Origin of the sequence: Burkholderia sp. AU33423 (assembly GCF_002223135.1) — a bacterium.
GTDB classification, from domain to species: Bacteria; Pseudomonadota; Gammaproteobacteria; order Burkholderiales; family Burkholderiaceae; genus Burkholderia; species Burkholderia lata_D.
In genome coordinates, this window is the sequence record NZ_NKFH01000007.1 from 1529812 (window position 1) to 1545345 (window position 15534).

15 protein-coding genes are annotated in these 15534 nt (G+C 68.1%); 6 read left to right on the forward strand and 9 right to left on the reverse strand.

Features of this window, described 5'->3' with window-relative positions; translation table 11 throughout:
• Positions 1-81: 81 nt before the first annotated feature.
• Positions 82-1032, reverse strand: a complete 951-nt coding sequence (locus tag CFB50_RS25420; RefSeq protein ID WP_071332648.1) for a LysR family transcriptional regulator — start codon at positions 1030-1032, stop codon at positions 82-84.
• 105 nt (positions 1033-1137) lie between these two features.
• Here CFB50_RS25420 and CFB50_RS25425 point away from each other — a divergent pair, with 105 nt between their 5' ends.
• The gene (locus CFB50_RS25425; RefSeq protein ID WP_089447576.1) at positions 1138-2493 is read left to right on the forward strand and encodes an aspartate aminotransferase family protein; all 1356 of its coding nucleotides are present in this window, start codon (positions 1138-1140) and stop codon (positions 2491-2493) included.
• A gap of 51 nt (positions 2494-2544) precedes the next feature.
• Positions 2545-4062 (forward strand): CoA-acylating methylmalonate-semialdehyde dehydrogenase, encoded by a 1518-nt coding sequence (locus CFB50_RS25430; protein ID WP_089447577.1) that lies wholly within the window; start codon positions 2545-2547, stop codon positions 4060-4062.
• A gap of 111 nt (positions 4063-4173) precedes the next feature.
• Here CFB50_RS25430 and CFB50_RS25435 read toward each other — a convergent pair whose 3' ends face one another.
• The 5 genes from CFB50_RS25435 to CFB50_RS25455 all read right to left on the reverse strand — a co-directional run bounded on the left by CFB50_RS25435 (position 4174) and on the right by CFB50_RS25455 (position 8970).
• Complete coding sequence (locus CFB50_RS25435) at positions 4174-4548, reverse strand: COG4315 family predicted lipoprotein (RefSeq protein ID WP_089447578.1); 375 nt, start codon at positions 4546-4548, stop codon at positions 4174-4176.
• A 286-nt stretch (positions 4549-4834) separates the two neighbouring features.
• Complete coding sequence (locus CFB50_RS25440; RefSeq protein ID WP_089447579.1) at positions 4835-5770, reverse strand: DMT family transporter; 936 nt, start codon at positions 5768-5770, stop codon at positions 4835-4837.
• A 125-nt stretch (positions 5771-5895) separates the two neighbouring features.
• Positions 5896-6828 (reverse strand): AEC family transporter, encoded by a 933-nt coding sequence (locus tag CFB50_RS25445; protein WP_089447580.1) that lies wholly within the window; start codon positions 6826-6828, stop codon positions 5896-5898.
• Between the two features lie 182 nt (positions 6829-7010).
• Positions 7011-7895 carry a LysR substrate-binding domain-containing protein gene (locus CFB50_RS25450; RefSeq protein WP_089447581.1) on the reverse strand — a complete coding sequence of 295 codons (885 nt, stop codon included), beginning with the start codon at positions 7893-7895 and terminating at the stop codon, positions 7011-7013.
• Between the two features lie 139 nt (positions 7896-8034).
• Positions 8035-8970, reverse strand: coding sequence for a helix-turn-helix transcriptional regulator (locus CFB50_RS25455; RefSeq protein ID WP_089447582.1), 936 nt, complete (start codon positions 8968-8970; stop codon positions 8035-8037).
• An 87-nt stretch (positions 8971-9057) separates the two neighbouring features.
• On the opposite strand from CFB50_RS25455, the gene CFB50_RS25460 reads away from it, so the two are divergent.
• Both CFB50_RS25460 and CFB50_RS25465 read left to right on the forward strand, forming a co-directional pair.
• The gene (locus tag CFB50_RS25460) at positions 9058-10488 is read left to right on the forward strand and encodes a cytochrome P450 (protein ID WP_089448415.1); all 1431 of its coding nucleotides are present in this window, start codon (positions 9058-9060) and stop codon (positions 10486-10488) included.
• Between the two features lie 231 nt (positions 10489-10719).
• Positions 10720-11025 carry a panthothenate synthetase gene (locus CFB50_RS25465; RefSeq protein ID WP_089447583.1) on the forward strand — a complete coding sequence of 102 codons (306 nt, stop codon included), beginning with the start codon at positions 10720-10722 and terminating at the stop codon, positions 11023-11025.
• 79 nt (positions 11026-11104) lie between these two features.
• Here CFB50_RS25465 and CFB50_RS25470 read toward each other — a convergent pair whose 3' ends face one another.
• On the reverse strand, positions 11105-11488 hold the full coding sequence (locus CFB50_RS25470; RefSeq protein ID WP_089447584.1) for a hypothetical protein: 384 nt from the start codon (positions 11486-11488) through the stop codon (positions 11105-11107).
• A gap of 138 nt (positions 11489-11626) precedes the next feature.
• Complete coding sequence (locus tag CFB50_RS25475; RefSeq protein WP_089447585.1) at positions 11627-12427, reverse strand: helix-turn-helix transcriptional regulator; 801 nt, start codon at positions 12425-12427, stop codon at positions 11627-11629.
• Positions 12428-12568: 141 nt separating this feature from the next.
• On the opposite strand from CFB50_RS25475, the gene CFB50_RS25480 reads away from it, so the two are divergent.
• Together CFB50_RS25480 and CFB50_RS25485 are read left to right on the forward strand one after the other, a co-directional pair.
• Positions 12569-13975: an APC family permease gene (locus CFB50_RS25480; RefSeq protein WP_089447586.1), complete on the forward strand. Its 1407-nt coding sequence runs from the start codon at positions 12569-12571 to the stop codon at positions 13973-13975.
• A gap of 72 nt (positions 13976-14047) precedes the next feature.
• A complete protein-coding gene (locus CFB50_RS25485; RefSeq protein ID WP_089447587.1) occupies positions 14048-15157 on the forward strand; it encodes a DmpA family aminopeptidase in 1110 nt (369 codons plus the stop codon).
• A 129-nt stretch (positions 15158-15286) separates the two neighbouring features.
• Here CFB50_RS25485 and CFB50_RS25490 read toward each other — a convergent pair whose 3' ends face one another.
• The gene (locus tag CFB50_RS25490; protein WP_089447588.1) at positions 15287-15499 is read right to left on the reverse strand and encodes a hypothetical protein; all 213 of its coding nucleotides are present in this window, start codon (positions 15497-15499) and stop codon (positions 15287-15289) included.
• Positions 15500-15534 lie beyond the last annotated feature (35 nt).

The window sequence follows — 15534 nt, forward strand, 5'->3', positions numbered from 1 at the left end:
AAGTCGGCGTAGGCTGCCCGACCGTTCAGCCATTCAGCCATTCAGCTGTTCAGCCGTTCAGCCGTTCAGCCACGAAGGTCGCTACGCCGCCGGCCGCGCCGCCGCATGCGCGGCTTCCAGACACGACTGAAACAGCAGCGCCGCCCGCGACGGCCGCGGCGAGCGCCGCAGCAGGCTCACGAACCGGCACCGGTAATTGAACCGGTGCGGCGCGATCGGCTGCATCAGCCCCTTGTTTTCGAAGCTTTCCGCGTAATGGTCGGGGAGGAAGCCGAGATAGCGGCCGGACAGAATCAGCGTCGCGATCGACTCCTGGTCCGACGCGGTCGCGCTGCGCGTGAGCTTCGCGCGATGGCTCAGCTCCATGTTCGGCGAATGGAAGCCGAGGCCCGCGAACGCATGGTTGCCGATCGTCGTCCACGTGAGCTTGCCGTGCGGCGCATCGTAGAGCGGATGCTGGCGGCCGCAGTAGAGCAGCATCCGTTCGTCGAACAGCTCCGAATACACGAGGCTGCCCGAGTTGCGGTGCGCGGGAATGATCCCGACCTGATAGCTGCCGTCGATGATCCCGCGCTCGACCTCGTTGATCGACGCGACATGCAGGTTCAGCGCGACGTCGGGCGCTTCGTCGGCGAACTGGCGGATCGCGTCGCCGAGCCGCGCGTTCGCGTTGGTGGCCGTCTTGTCGAATACCGCGATGTGCAGTTCGCCGCCCATCCGGTCGTGAATGCCGTCGATCCTGCTGCGAAATGCTTCCATCGACGCGAGCAGCCGCAACGTCTCCTCGTACACCGTCTGACCCTCGGGCGTCAGCGTGAAGCCCGCGCGGCCGCGCCGGCACAGCACGAGGCCGAGGCGCGTTTCCAGATCCTTCACGTGCCGGCTGATCGTCGAGATGCCGATATTCAGTTCCAGTTCGGCCGCGGCCATCCCGCCGCACTGCACGACGCCCTTGAAGACCCGCAGCAGGCGGAGATCCATGTCGCTGAGCTGCCCGAGCAGCGCGCGACTCTTCGGTTTCTTTGCTTGCATAAATGCGCAAGTGAACATTGATATTGCGATATTCAAAAGACTAATTGGCCTCCCGACAATGTGCAATATCAACATAAGGAGGAGGGGCGCCACGCGCCGACCGACATGACCGACATCACCACCGCCCAGCAGGACGAAACCAACCTCCGCACCGATGCCGCGTGGCTCGACGCGCACTGGATGCCGTTCACGGCCAACCGCCAGTTCAAGGCCGATCCGCGCATGATCGTGTCGGGCAATGGCGCGTATTACACGGACGCCGAAGGCCGCAAGATCTTCGACGGCCTGTCGGGTCTCTGGTGCACGGGCCTCGGTCATGGCCGCACGGAAATCGTCGAAGCCGTGAGCCGCCAGGTCGCGCAGCTCGACTACGCGCCGGCGTTCCAGTTCGGCCATCCGAAATCGTTCGAGCTCGCGAACAAGATCAAGGACCTGACGCCGGCCGGCCTCGACTACGTGTTCTTCACGGGTTCGGGTTCGGAAGCGGCCGATACGTCGCTGAAGCTGGCCCGCGCTTACTGGCGCGCGAAGGGCAAGGGCACGAAGACGCGCCTGATCGGCCGCGAGAAGGGCTATCACGGTGTGAACTTCGGCGGCATCTCGGTCGGCGGGATCGGGCCGAACCGCAAGCTGTTCGGCCAGGGCCTCGACGCCGACTTCCTGCCGCACACGCAACTGGCTGAAAACAAGTTCTCGCGCGGGATGCCCGAGCACGGTGCCGAGCTGGCCGACCGGCTGCTCGAGCTGATCGCGCTGCACGATGCATCGAACATCGCGGCCGTGATCGTCGAGCCGTTCTCCGGTTCGGCGGGCGTGGTCGTGCCGCCGAAGGGCTATCTGAAGCGCCTGCGCGACATCTGTACCGCGCACGACATCCTGCTGATTTTCGACGAAGTCATCACGGGCTTCGGCCGGGCCGGCGCGATGACGGGTGCCGACGCATTCGGCGTGGTGCCGGACATCCTGAACTTCGCGAAGCAGGTCACGAACGGCGTGCAGCCGCTCGGCGGCGTGATCGCGACGAAGGAAATCTACAACACGTTCATGGCCGCGGGCGGCCCCGAGTACATGCTCGAGTTCCCGCACGGCTACACGTATTCGGCGCATCCGGTGGCCTGCGCGGCCGGCGTCGCGGCGCTCGACCTGCTGGTGAAGGAGGACGCGGTGGCCCGCGTGCGCGATCTCGCGCCGCATTTCGAGGCCGCGGTGCACGGGCTGAAGGGCCAGCGCCACATCACCGACATCCGCAACTACGGGCTGGCGGCCGGCCTGACGATCGCGGCGCTGCCGGGCGAGCCGGCACGGCGCCCGTACGAGATCGCGATGCGCTGCTGGGCGAAGGGCTTCTACGTGCGCTACGGCGGCGACACGATCCAGCTGGCGCCCCCGTTCATCTCGGAGAAGCGCGAGATCGACAACCTGGTCAACGCGCTGTCCGATGCACTGAACGAAGTGGACTGAGCCGCGGCTTGCCCTGAGCGATAACCGAATTCACGAAAGAGCCTGAACGAGATGAAACACGACAGCAACGTAACTTCCACCGTCGGCCACCTGATCGACGGCAAGCGCGTCGACGGCGGCAGCCGCGTCCAGCCGGTGTTCGACCCGGCCACCGGCGAATCGCACAAGAGCGTCGCGCTCGCCGACAAGCTGACCGTCGAAGCCGCGATCGCGTCCGCGCAGGCCGCGTTCCCGGCCTGGCGCAACACGCCGCCGCTGAAGCGCGCCCGCGTGATGAGCCGCTTCAAGACGCTGCTCGAGGAACACGCCGACGAGCTGTGCGCGCTGATCACGGCCGAGCACGGCAAGGTGCTCGCCGATGCGATGGGCGAACTGCAGCGCGGGATCGAGAACGTCGAATATGCGACCTACGTGCCGGAACTGCTGAAGGGCGAGCACAGCAAGAACGTCGGCCCCGCGATCGATTCGTGGAGCGAGTTCCAGGCGCTGGGCGTCGCGGCCGGCATCACGCCGTTCAACTTCCCGGTGATGGTGCCGCTGTGGATGTGGCCGATGGCCGTCGCGTGCGGCAACACGTTCGTGCTGAAGCCGTCTGAGCGTACGCCGTCGTCGACGTTGCGCATGGCCGAGCTCGCGCTCGAAGCGGGCCTGCCGCCGGGCGTGCTGAACGTCGTGAACGGCGACAAGGAAGCGGTCGACACGCTGCTGACCGACTCGCGCGTGAAGGCGGTGAGCTTCGTCGGCTCGACGCCGATCGCCGAATACATTTACTCGACCGGCTGCGCGCACGGCAAGCGCGTGCAGGCGCTCGGCGGCGCGAAGAACTTCGCGGTCGTGATGCCGGACGCCGACATCGGCAACGCGGTGAACGCGCTGATGGGCGCCGCGTACGGTTCGTGCGGCGAGCGCTGCATGGCGATTCCGCTGGTCGTCGCGATCGGCGACGAGACGGGCGACCAGGTCGTCGCGGGCCTGAAGGCCGAGATCGAGAAGATGAAGGTCGGCCCGGGCAACGGCGCGGGCGTCGACATGGGCCCGCTCGTCACGCAGCAGCATTTCGAGAAGGTGACGGGCTTCGTCGAAGCAGGCGTGGAAGCGGGCGCGACGCTCGTCGTCGACGGCCGCAGCGTGAAGGTCGACGGTCACGACGGCGGTTACTACCTCGGTCCGTGCCTGTTCGACAACGTGAAGCCCGGCATGCCGATCTACCAGCACGAGATCTTCGGGCCCGTGCTCGGCGTGATCCGCCTGAAGTCGCTCGACGAGGCGATGGCGCTGATCGACGCGCACGAGTACGGCAACGGCACGTGCCTGTTCACGCGCGACGGCGAGGCCGCCCGCTACTTCAGCGACAACATCCAGATCGGCATGGTCGGCATCAACGTGCCGCTGCCGGTGCCGGTTGCGTACCACTCGTTCGGCGGCTGGAAGCGTTCGCTGTTCGGCGATCTGCACGCGTACGGCCCGGACGCCGTGCGCTTCTACACGAAGCGCAAGACGATCACGCAGCGCTGGCCGTCGGCCGGCGTGCGCGAAGGCACCGTGTTCAGCTTTCCGTCGAACCGCTGACGCGCATGCCGGCTGCCTGCAGCCGGCATGACGGGCAAAGGCCCGCTTCGATCGACGATCGGAACGGGCTTTTTCATGGCCGCGCGGAGGGGGCGGAAGGCAGCAGAACGCTTACGGCGCCACCACGTGCCACATGTTCTTGAAGTTGTCGCCGTTGCGGTCGCCCTGTTTCATGTCCTTCGAGAAGAAGTACAGCGGCTTGCCCTTGTACGCCCATTGCGGGCTGCCGTCATCGCGCTTGATGAGCGTGTAGGGGCCGACCGGGACATCGGTCGCACTGGCCTTGTAGGGCGGCCAGAAGGATTCGCATTGGCCGGTGCAGGCGCTGGTGCCGGCGTTGGGCTTGTCCTGGTCGAATGTGTAGACGGTCATCCCGTTTGCGGCGACGAGCGCGCCGTTTTCGACTTTCGTGATCGAGCCTTGGGCCGACGCCGAAGCGGATGCAATGGCGAGCAGGGCGGAGCTGACGAGCAGCGCGGCTTTCATGAGGGCCTCCTGTAATCCGGTGGGCGGCCGCGATCGTGCACGGGCGAGCGTGCGCCAGGATCGCGATGAATGGTGCCGGAACGCGGTGCCGTTACCGCCGGTGCGAGCGACGCAGGGTCGAGTGGCGATGAACGGGGCGCTCCATTCACGATAGGCGGTTTTTGGCGGGGCTGCGAGAACATCGGGGGGCGCATCGGCCGCGCGTGGGTGTTACACCACGGCCGTCATGCTCCGGCTCCGGAATTTGCATCCGTCCCCTTAGGCGCGAGGTACGCACGCCAATGCGTCAGCGCCTCGCACGGTTGGTCAACGCGACGCCCGCGATCACGAGCGCACCGCCGGCCAGCATCGACGGCGACAACGGCTCGCCGAGCAGCGCGACCGACAGCAGCACGCCGAACACGGGCACCAGGTTGGTGAACACGGCCGCGCGGGCCGGCCCGAGTTCGCGGATCCCCTGCGAATACCAGACGAACGCGACCACCGTGCCGATCGCGCCGAGATAGAGCATCGACGCGGCGGCCTGCCACGTCAGCGGCGTACCGCTGTCGGCGGGCGAGCCGAACAGGTGCGCGACGATCAGCAGCGCGAGGCCCCACAGCGCCGCATACGTCGTGGCCGCGAGCGGCGACAGCCCGTCGAGCGCGCACCGGCCGATCACGGTATAGGCGGCCCAGCTCAGCACCGCGCACAGCATGAAGCGTTCGCCTGCGCCGAACGTGTTGCCGAGATCGGTCAGCACCCGCAGCAAATCGCCGCGGCTGATCACGACCAGCGCGCCGAACAGTGCGATGGCGATGCCTGCCCGGCGCGACAGCGACAGGCGCTCCCCGCGCACGACGATCGACAGCAGCACGGCGGTGGCCACCGGGTTCAGCGCGACGAACAGCGCGGTGCGCCCCGCCGGCATCCGCGTCAGCGCCGCGAAAAAGCACACGTTGTACAGGAAGATGCCGGTCGCGCCGAGCCCGAAGGTCGTCAGGATCTGGCGGCCGCTCAGCTTCGGCAGCCCGCCTTCGATCTTCCACGTCAGCACGACCAGCAGCAGCGCGGCGATCGCGAAGCGGCCGGTGGCCGCGGCGGTCGCGGACATCGTCGCGGCGAGGATCCGGCCCGCGATGAACGTGCCGCCCCAGAACAGCGCGACGAGAGTGAGCTTCACGTAGATGGCCGCGTGCGGCCGGGTGGCGACGAGGGCGGCGGGCGGGGCGGGAGCGTTCATGTGACGGAGTATCTCGGTGAGCGCCTGCGGCAACGCGTGAGCGACCGCGCGCGGCAGACGATGCCGAATCGCGCGATGGCCGGCTGGCAGGCCGGATTCAGGGGAATGGGAGCGGCGCTGCGTCGTCAGCGAAACACGGGCGCCGACGCGAGCGCGGTCAGCACGACCGGCATCGCGAACGCCGCGGCGACCGTCTGGAACGCGGTGATGCCGGCCATCAGCGGCGCGTCGCCGCCGAGCTGGCGCGCCATGATGTAGGACGCCGACGATGTCGGCAGCGTCTGGAACAGCAGCGCGACCGTCAGCGCGGCATCGCCGAGCCCGAACAGGCGGCCGGCGGCGAGCGTGATGAGCGGCATCGCCATGAACTTGAACGCCGACGCGACGCACACCGGCTGCAGCCACGCCCGCGCCGCATCGAATTGCAGCGCCGCGCCGACGCACAGCAGGCCGAGCGGCATCGACGCGACGCCGAGCGCGCGCACGGCCGGCTCGACGGCCGCCGGGAACGTGACGCCGCCGGCCTGCATCGCGATTCCGAGCGCGCACGCGACGACGAGCGGATTCGACAGGATCTGGCGCGCGAGCGCCGCCGCGCCGAGCCGCGTGTCGCCGTAGCGCGCGAACACGAGCACGCACATCAGATTGACGGTCGGGACGATCGCCGCGACGCATACGGCCGCGAGCGCGATGCCTTGTGCGCCGAACAGGCCGGCCGCGAGCGCGGTGCCGACATAGTTGTTGAAGCGCACGGCGCCCTGGAATACCGACGTGAAGCCGGCGCCGTCGACCCGCACGAACCGGCGGACCAGCAGGAGAAGCGCCGCGGCGAGTGCGGTCGAACCGACCAGCGCCGCCGCGAGCGGTAAAACGGGCAGTGATTGCAGCCGAGCGTTCGCGAGGCCGTCCGCGAACAGCGCGGGCAGCAGCACGTAGTAGCACAGCCGCTCCGCCTGCGGCCAGAACGCGTCGCCGATGAAGCCCGTGCGCCGCAGGCCGTGACCGAACGCGACCAGCAGTGCAACCGGCGCCAGCGCGAGCAGGACCGGGCCGATCATCGACGCGCCTTCACGCGAGCCGTGCTGGCGGTGCGGGCTACCGTGAGCGACAGGCACGCAAAGCGGCAGAACGAGGCGGGAATCCATCCGGCGGGCAACATGGCGACACGCAATCGAAGGAGTGACGATGCCGCCAAGTTAACACGCGAAAGCAACAGGAATAATGGTTAATTATCGGGTGTTCAATGAGAAATTCTCATCGATGACGCGGTGACTTCGGCGGCCAGCGCACGCGCGAAACGTTCGGCCGGACGCGACTGGTGTTCGAGCAGGACGACCGCGCGCCCCATCTGCGGCTGGCCGAACGGCAAGCGCGTGACGGGCGGCAGCCGCGCGAGCGTTGAATCGGGGAGCGCGACGATCGCCGCGCCGAGCCCTCTCGCGACCATGCGCGCGATCGTTTCCGCGCTGTCCAGCACCATCTCCTCGCGCACGCGCACGCCGATGCGGCGCAGCTCGGCGGCGATCATGCGGCCGGCCCATGCCTGCGCATCGAAGCGGATGAACGGCAGCGAATCGAGCAATGTGACCGCATCGCGTTCCGCATGGTCGGGCGGCGCGAGCAGCCAGAAGCGATCCTCGTACAGCGTGGTCCACGTCAGTTCCGCCGGATGCGGGCGCACGGGGCGCGTCGTGATCGCCGCATCGAGTTCGCCGGCCGCGACGCGGTTCGCCAGTTCGGCCGACATCCCGGCCGACACGTGCACGCGCAGCCCCGGGTGCGCCGCGCGCAGCGCGAGCAGCGCGTCGGGCAGCGGCCCGGACAGCGCGGTCTGGATCGCGCCGATCCGCAGGCGGCCGGCCAGCTTCTTCTCGTCGCTGAGCGCATCGGGAATCCGGTCGACCAGCGCGAGCACCTGCTCGGCCTGCGCCAGCAGGATGTTGCCGGCCTCGGTGAGCACCGGCTGGCGGCGCGAGCGATCGAACAACTGCACGTTGTATTCGCTTTCGAGCGTCTTGATCTGCAGGCTCACCGCCGATTGCGTGAGGCCGATGGCTTCGCCGGCGCGCGCGAATGTACGGTATCGGGCGATGGCGACCAGCGTTCTGAATGCGCGTAATGACATGGGTGAAGTCACGTGAGAGGCGGGAGGGACAGCGGACGACAGGCATGCGGAGGGTCCGCGCCCATCATGCCCGTGCGGGTCGGAACGGACAATCAGGAACCGGCAGGGCAACGGCGATCGACGCGCGATCGCCGTCGCGTCACACCCACAGCCGGTACATCCAGAACGATTCGTCCTCGATGAAGCGTTGCGTGAATTCGCTCGGCGAGAAACCGGTGATGCGCTTGACCTCGCGGCTCAGGTGCGCCTGGTCGGCGAACCCTTCGTCCAGCGCCAGCGTGGCCCAGTTGAAGTCGGCGCCGGCTTCGTACCGGTCGCGCGCCGCGAAGAACGCGCTTTCCGTCCTGACGAGCGTTTGCCATTCGCGCAGCGATCGGCCGCTGTAGGTCTTGATACGCCGCTCGACCTGGCGTGGGCTGTGGGTATGCCGCCATTCGCGCGCCTGCAGGGCGAGGCGCTCGACCCAACTCCGCCCCGCGTTGCGGAGCGACGACAGCGGCGTAGAGGGCCGTAACGCCTGCCAGCGCGGCGCAAGATGATGCTCGATCGCCGCCAGCGCATCGGCATCGCGTTCCGCGCCGACCAGCGCATCGAGCAGCGGGTGCCAGTCGTGGCCGAGGCACGCATGTGCATCGAGCACGCGGTCGTGGATGTCCGCCAGCGCGATGCCGAACAGCGCCCGCGCCGCATCGGCGGTGAAGCAGAGCATGCCGATCCGTCCGCCCGTCGGCGCCCAGGCCACGGTAGGGGCCGAATGGCTGCCCGACAGCGTCGCCGCGGCACCGAAGGGGCGCCACCGGGGCCCGTCGGACGCGTGTTCGACGAAGCCCATGTCGAGATCCCGATACCACGACACGCACACGAGCGGCGTGGCCGGAAAATGCGAGAGCCGCTGCGCGTCGCTCAATGCGACCCCGCGCGTGTCGTGCAACACGATCGCGACCACCGCGCCCTGCAGGGCAGCCGGCGCGGGGTACAGCCGTCCATGCGGCGACCGCCCGTCGCTCGGCGCGCGAGGGGCGCGTGCCAGCGGATCGGGGCACGACAGCGGGATCGATGACGGGTCGGGGAACATGACGATGGAGTATAGGGAGCGGCCCGACGCGTGTCGATGTCGTTTGCGTTCAAGACCGCCGGCATGCCGGTGCGGACAATCCGTCCCATGAACACGCGATCCACATCCTCATGTCCATTCCGTACGGACGCCGCGGCTTCGGCGCCCGTGCTTCACCCGCCCGGCGTATGGCCGCCGGGGCCGCCTGCCGGCCTGACGGGTTGGGGTCTGTTGCGCGCGATGTCGCGCGACCTGCTCGGCACGCTGGCCGGCTGGCAGCGCGAATACGGTGATGTCATGCACTTGCGAATGTGGCCCGAGCATGCGGTGGTCGTGACCGATCCCGCGCTCGTGCGCGAACTCCTGGTCACGCATCACGATGCGCTCGGGCGCTGGGAGCGTGCCGTCCGCGTGTTTGCTGAGGTCCACGGCCATAGCGTGCTGATCGCCGAAGGCGATGCGTGGCGCGACAAGCGGCAGGCGTTGCAGCCGAATTTCATGCCGAAGGCGGTGCAGACGTTCGTGCCGTCGATCGCGGCGACGGCCGGACATGCGCTCGCGCAGTGGCCCGCGCACGATCCGGACTGGCCGATCGAAAGCGCGCTGACGTCGCTGGCGATGGACGTGATCATGCGCACGATGTTCTCCGATGCGATCGGCGACGATGCACGTGCGGCCGAGGAAGCCGTGCGCGTGGTGAGCGCGGCGGCCAACGCCGATTTTTACTGGCCGGCGAGCACGCCGGACTGGGTGCCGTGGAAGCGCGGCAAGGCGCGGGCGATGGCCGTGCTGAACGGGCTGATCGACCGGCAACTGCATGCGCGTCTCGGCCTGCCGACGCACGCGTGGCCCGACGATCTGCTGTCGCGCCTGTTGCGGCTGCATCGGGACGACGCGCGGCGATGGCCGCTGCAGGCCGTGCACGACGAATGCATGACCGCGTTCCTCGCGGGCCACGAGACGACGGCCGGGGCACTGACCTGGTGGGCGTGGTGCATGGCGACGAACCCGGCGGCGCAGGCCGCCGCGCGCGATGAAGTGTCGCGCGTGCTGGGCGGTTGCGCACCGTCCGCCGAGACGCGATCGTCGTTACGCTACCTGACGCACACGCTCGAGGAAACGCTGCGCCTGTATCCGTCCGCGCCGATCCTGATCAGCCGCCGCGCGTCGCGGCCGATCGTGCTGGGGCCGTGGCAGTTTCCCGCGCGGACGCTGTTCATGCTGCCGCTGCAACTCATGCAGCGCGATGCGCGATGGTTCGACGCGCCCGACGTGTTTCGTCCCGAGCGTTTTGCGGACGACGCGCCGGCTGCGCCGCGCGGAAGCTACATGCCGTTCGGCACGGGCCCGCGCGTGTGTCTCGGGCAGCATCTGGCGATGACGGAAATGACGGTCGTCGCGGCGATGATCCTGCAGCGCTACGCATTGTCGGCGCCCCCTGGCATGAAGCCGCCGCGGCCGGTGCTGAACGTGACGCTGCGGCCCGACCGGCCGCTGCATCTCGCGATCGCGCCGGTGGCGGATGGGCGTTCCGCGTGAGGCGGACGGCGCGGCCGGGCGAGCGGGCCGCTGAGTCGACGACACATCGAACGCGACGGCAGGCTCGGCTGATTCGCGTGTCGCGAACGCTTGCCGTTCGCGACACGCAACGAAATCGAATCGTCGGAATATGAATGCGTGCCGGCCGCTGCGTTCAGCGCGACTGGCGCGGCATCGCGCAGCACCTATGCTTGAAGGGCCCAAGTCGGGCGGAGCCCAAGGAGGAAGGTCATGCGCATGCTTCTCAACATACGAATCCCTCACGAGCCGTTCAACACGCTGGTGCGCGACGGCAGCGTCGGCGACGTGATCGGGCGAATACTCGAAGCGGTCAAGCCGGAGGCCGTGTATTTCACGGAGCAGAACGGCGGGCGCGGGGCGGTCGTGATCGTCGACCTGAATGATCCGTCGCAGATCCCGGCGCTCGCGGAGCCGTGGTTCCTGATGCTGAATGCGGACTGCGAGTTCCGCGTGGTGATGTTGCCGGACGATCTCAAGAACGCCGGGCTCGCGCAGATCGGCGCGAAATGGAAGTAGAAGCAGCCGGAATCAGCGCATGACGATGCCCCTGCTCGAGAACCGGGCAGGCGGCATGACGCGGCGTTCGCGCGCGCGGCTATCGCGCAGGCTGCGGTGGTTCGACGTTCGCCGCATTCCTGTCTTTCGGTCGCAAGAGCAACAGCAGGCCGCTCAATGCCGCCGCGGCGACGAACACGAAAAAGAACCGTTCGTTCCATTGGCGCAGGCTGTCGGACGCCGTGCCGCCGTGATTCCCGGCCGTGGCGCCGATTTCCAGCAGGAACGTGAAGACCGCCGGCACCGGCGCGGAACCCAGGTAGGCCAGGAACGCGAACTGCAGCCGGCCGCGGGTCAGGAGCGACCAGGCGTCTTTCCCCATCAGGCACGCGACCAGCACCACGGGCGGCACGATCACGAGCGATGCGGCGCTGATCGCACACAGAAACAGCCAGCCAAGTCCCACGATCGGAATGAGCGACATGAATCGGAATTCCTGTTTTTGGGCAATCTTGTTGTCGACGGCATATCCGTATCGGCGTCACCGGATGAGCGAGGCGCGCGGCGCGTCCCGGAGTGTGCCCGATTCCACGCCGGTTGCCATCCGCCGGCACCGATGCCGTCATCCGGCCGCGTCTTCCCCCAGCGCCTGGATGAAGCGCGAAAACAGCTCCGGCTGCGACGAAATCCCGAGCTTCGCGTACAGGTGCCGCCGGTGCACCTTCACCGTTTCGGGGGATATCGCGAGCCGCTCGGCAATCGCCTTCGACGAATTGCCGCGCAGCACCATTCTCGCGATCGACATCTCGCGATCGGTCAGCACGCCCGCGCCGAAGCGGGCAAGCGCCTGCTCGACCCGCGCACTGAGATCGGCGTCGGGCGTTGTGCGCGCCGCGTCGCCCACCAGCCGCCAGTGCTGCCGGATCGCCGCGAGCACCCACGGCATCGCGGCCGTCAACTTGCCGAGCGGCTCGACGTCGAACCGCGTGCCTGCACCGAGCGACAGCGACAGCAGCATGTCGGCGTTGGGTCGCACGAGGATCTGGATCTCGTCGTCGCCGACTGCATCGCGGAAGTAGCTCAGGAAATATTCGCTCTGCCGGAACAGGTCGGGCGCGACTTCCTCGAGCCGGTAGCAGCCGTCGGCGAGCCCGTCGTGCGCGGCCTGCAGGAACGGGTCGAGCAGATACACGCCGTTCAGGTAGAGCGGCACGGGCGACGCGGCGTCGGTGCCGCCCGTGTCGTATTCGTCGAGCACGAGCGGCACGCCGTCGCGGCCGATCGCGGTCGCGAGCGCATTGTCGAACGGCACCATTTCATTGAGCAGCAGCACCAGGAACCGCCAGAAACGTGGCTGGCCGAGATGATCGATTGCGCGGCCGAGCGCCTGGTGCATCGCGATTTCGGAAAAGAGACGATCCATACCACCACCGGAAGGGCGTAACACGAAGGGGGAATAGCGGTCCTGAAATTGGCTTCCTAGACTGCCACGCAATCAATCGGGCCCGAGTATGGGCGTTCAAAAAAAAGTGGCAAAGGATTGGCCCAAGCACAGGAGAACGAAATGGCGATGATGTCGGAATCGACGGGCACGCTGCAAGCGGCGCCTGCAACGGAAGACGCGCCGCGCGCGCTGTCGCAGACGCTCAGCGTGCGCGATGCGGTGATGATCACCGTATCGGGCGTGACGCCCGCGAGCTCGATTTTCGTGATCGCGCCGTTCGCGATCCAGCAGGCCGGCAGCGGCGCCGTGCTGTCGTTCCTGCTCGGCGGCGTGCTCGCGCTGGCGTTCGCGCTCTGCTACGCGGAGCTCAGCGCCGCGCACCGCAGCGCGGGCGGCGAGTACGTGATGGCCAAGCGCGTGTTCGGCACGCTGCCCGGCTACCTGACCTTCATCACGGTGCTGTCCGTCAGCGTGTTCATCCCGGCCGTGCTCGCGAGCGGCGCCGCGCCCTACCTGAACAACGCGCTCGGCACGCATTTCAGCAACCAGTCGGTCGCGCTGACGATCGTGCTGCTCAGCTACCTGCTCGGCATGCTGAACATCAAGACGAACGCGTGGATCACGGGCGCATTTCTCGTCGTCGAGATCGGCGTGCTGATGCTGATCGCGGGCCTCGGCTTCGGTTCGCCGCATCGCGGCGCCGACGCGCTGATCGCGCCGGTCGTCGCGAGCGGCAACGCGCTCGTGCCGGCGACGCTGGCCGCGATCGTCCCGGCGATCGGCACGGCGATCTTCTGCTACAACGGCTTCGGTTCGGCGGCGTATCTCGCGGAAGACCTGCGCGGCGGCAACCGAAATGTCGCGAAGGCGGTGATCTACTCGCTGCTCGTGATCCTCGTCGTCGAACTGATTCCGCTCACCGCGATCGTGCTCGGTGCGCCGTCGCTGACCGATCTGACGAAGAGTGCCGACCCGATCGGCTATGTCGTGCGCTCGCTGAGCAACCCGGCCGTGTCGCGCGTGGTCAGCGGCGGGATCTTCCTGTCGGTGTTCAATGCGATCATCGCGATCGTGATCACGATGGGGCGGCTGCTGTACAGCAGCGGCCGGCACGCGCTCTGGTCACGCACCTGCAACCGCGCCTTCTCGACGATCCATCCGCGCTTCGAATCGCCGTGGCTTGCGACGATCGCGCTCGCGGTGCCGTCGGCCGGGCTCGTGTTCGTGTCGAGCCTCGATGACCTGACCGCGTTCACGGTCGACCTGCTGCTGCTGATCTATCTGGTCGTCGGGCTGGCCGCGCTCGCGAGCCGCTTCGTGCGCCGTGACGTCGAGCATCACTACCGGATGCCGTTGTGGCCCGTGACGCCGCTCGTGGCGGTAGCCGGCGCCGCGTATACGCTCTACACCACGCTCGCAACGGCCACGAAACCGACCGACCTGATCATCATCGCGGGGCTGCTGGTCGCCGCGCTCGTGATGTATGCGGTCTGGGCGCGCCACAGCAAAGCCTTCCGCACGCTCTGAGCGCGGGATCGAAAGCTTGCCGTACCGAAACATCGAAACACCGAACCATTGAAAGACTGGGGGAATTGCATCATGCGCACGAGGGATCTCGGCATCCGCATCGGACTCGGCACACCGGGCCGCTTCAACGCGATCACGGACGTTCCGGGCGTGCGGGTCGGACATTGCACGCTGAACGTCGAGAACGGCGACGCATCGATCCGCACCGGCGTCACCGTCATCGAGCCGCGCGCGGGCGCCGCGCACGATTCGCCGTGCTTCGCGGGCGTGCACGTGCTGAACGGCAACGGCGACGCGACGGGGCTCGAATGGATCCGCGAGGCCGGCCTGCTGACCACGCCGATCGCCTATACGAACACGCATAGCGTCGGCGCGGTGCGCGATGCGCTCGTCGCGAACGAGCGCGAAGCGGCGGCCGGCCGCGTGTACTGGTGCATGCCGGTCGTGATGGAAACCTACGACGGGCTGCTGAACGACATCTGGGGGCAGCACGTGAGCGCCGCGCATGTGCAGCGTGCGCTGGCCGCCGCGCAGTCGGGGCCGGTTGCCGAAGGCGGCGTGGGCGGCGGCACGGGGATGATCTGCCACGAGTTCAAGGGTGGCATCGGCACTGCGTCGCGCGTGCTCGCGGCCGATGCGGGCGGCTGGACCGTCGGCGCGCTCGTGCAGGCGAACTACGGCGTGCGCGAGATGCTGCGCGTGGCCGGCTATCCGGTCGGCGAAGTGCTGCGCCACGTGCCTTCGCCATTCCGTGCGCCGGACGCGCAAGGCGAGGCCGGGATGGGCTCGATCGTCGTGACGATCGCGACCGACGCGCCGCTGCTGCCGCACCAGTGCACGCGTCTTGCACAGCGCGCGAGCGTCGGGCTGGCGCGCGTCGGCGGCGGCACGGAGGATTCGAGCGGCGACATCTTCCTGGCGTTCGCAACCGGCAACGACGGTCTGCCGGCGGCGAACTACGGCAGCAAGGGGATGCCGACTGCCGACGTGAAGATGGTCAACAACGACCATATTTCCGCGCTGTTCGTCGCGGCGGCGGAAGCGGTGGAGGAAGCGATCGTGAATGCGCTCGTCGCGGGTGGCGACGTCGAGTCGCGCGGCGCGCGGGTCGAAGGGCTGGGGCAGGCGCGCTTGCTGGATGCGTTGCGCGAGGTGGGCTGGCGGCCGGGGCGCGGCGCCTGAAACGGCCTGCGCCGCTTCAATCGAAGCGGCGTGGGGTGGCACGGCGATGCGGCGATCGGCCGGGCCGCCGAGCGCCCGCGCATGCGAGGCGGGCGGTGCGGGCCTGGCCGTGACGACGCGGCGTCATGCTCAGTTGCCGAAGTAGATGTTGCAGAAGCTGACGGGGCCGACACACGCGTTCGGATCTTCCTGCTTCGATTTCGAACGATCGACACGGCCTGCGGTGGCGACGGCTTCAGCGCGGTTCGCCGGTTGCTGTGCGACGTCTGCCGGTGCCGGCTGTGCGTGAGCAACAGCAGCGGTGAGCGACAGGGCAACGAGGGCGAGGTGCAGCGGCTTCATTTTAGTTTCTCCTGGGTGAGTGCCAGTCTCGCTGG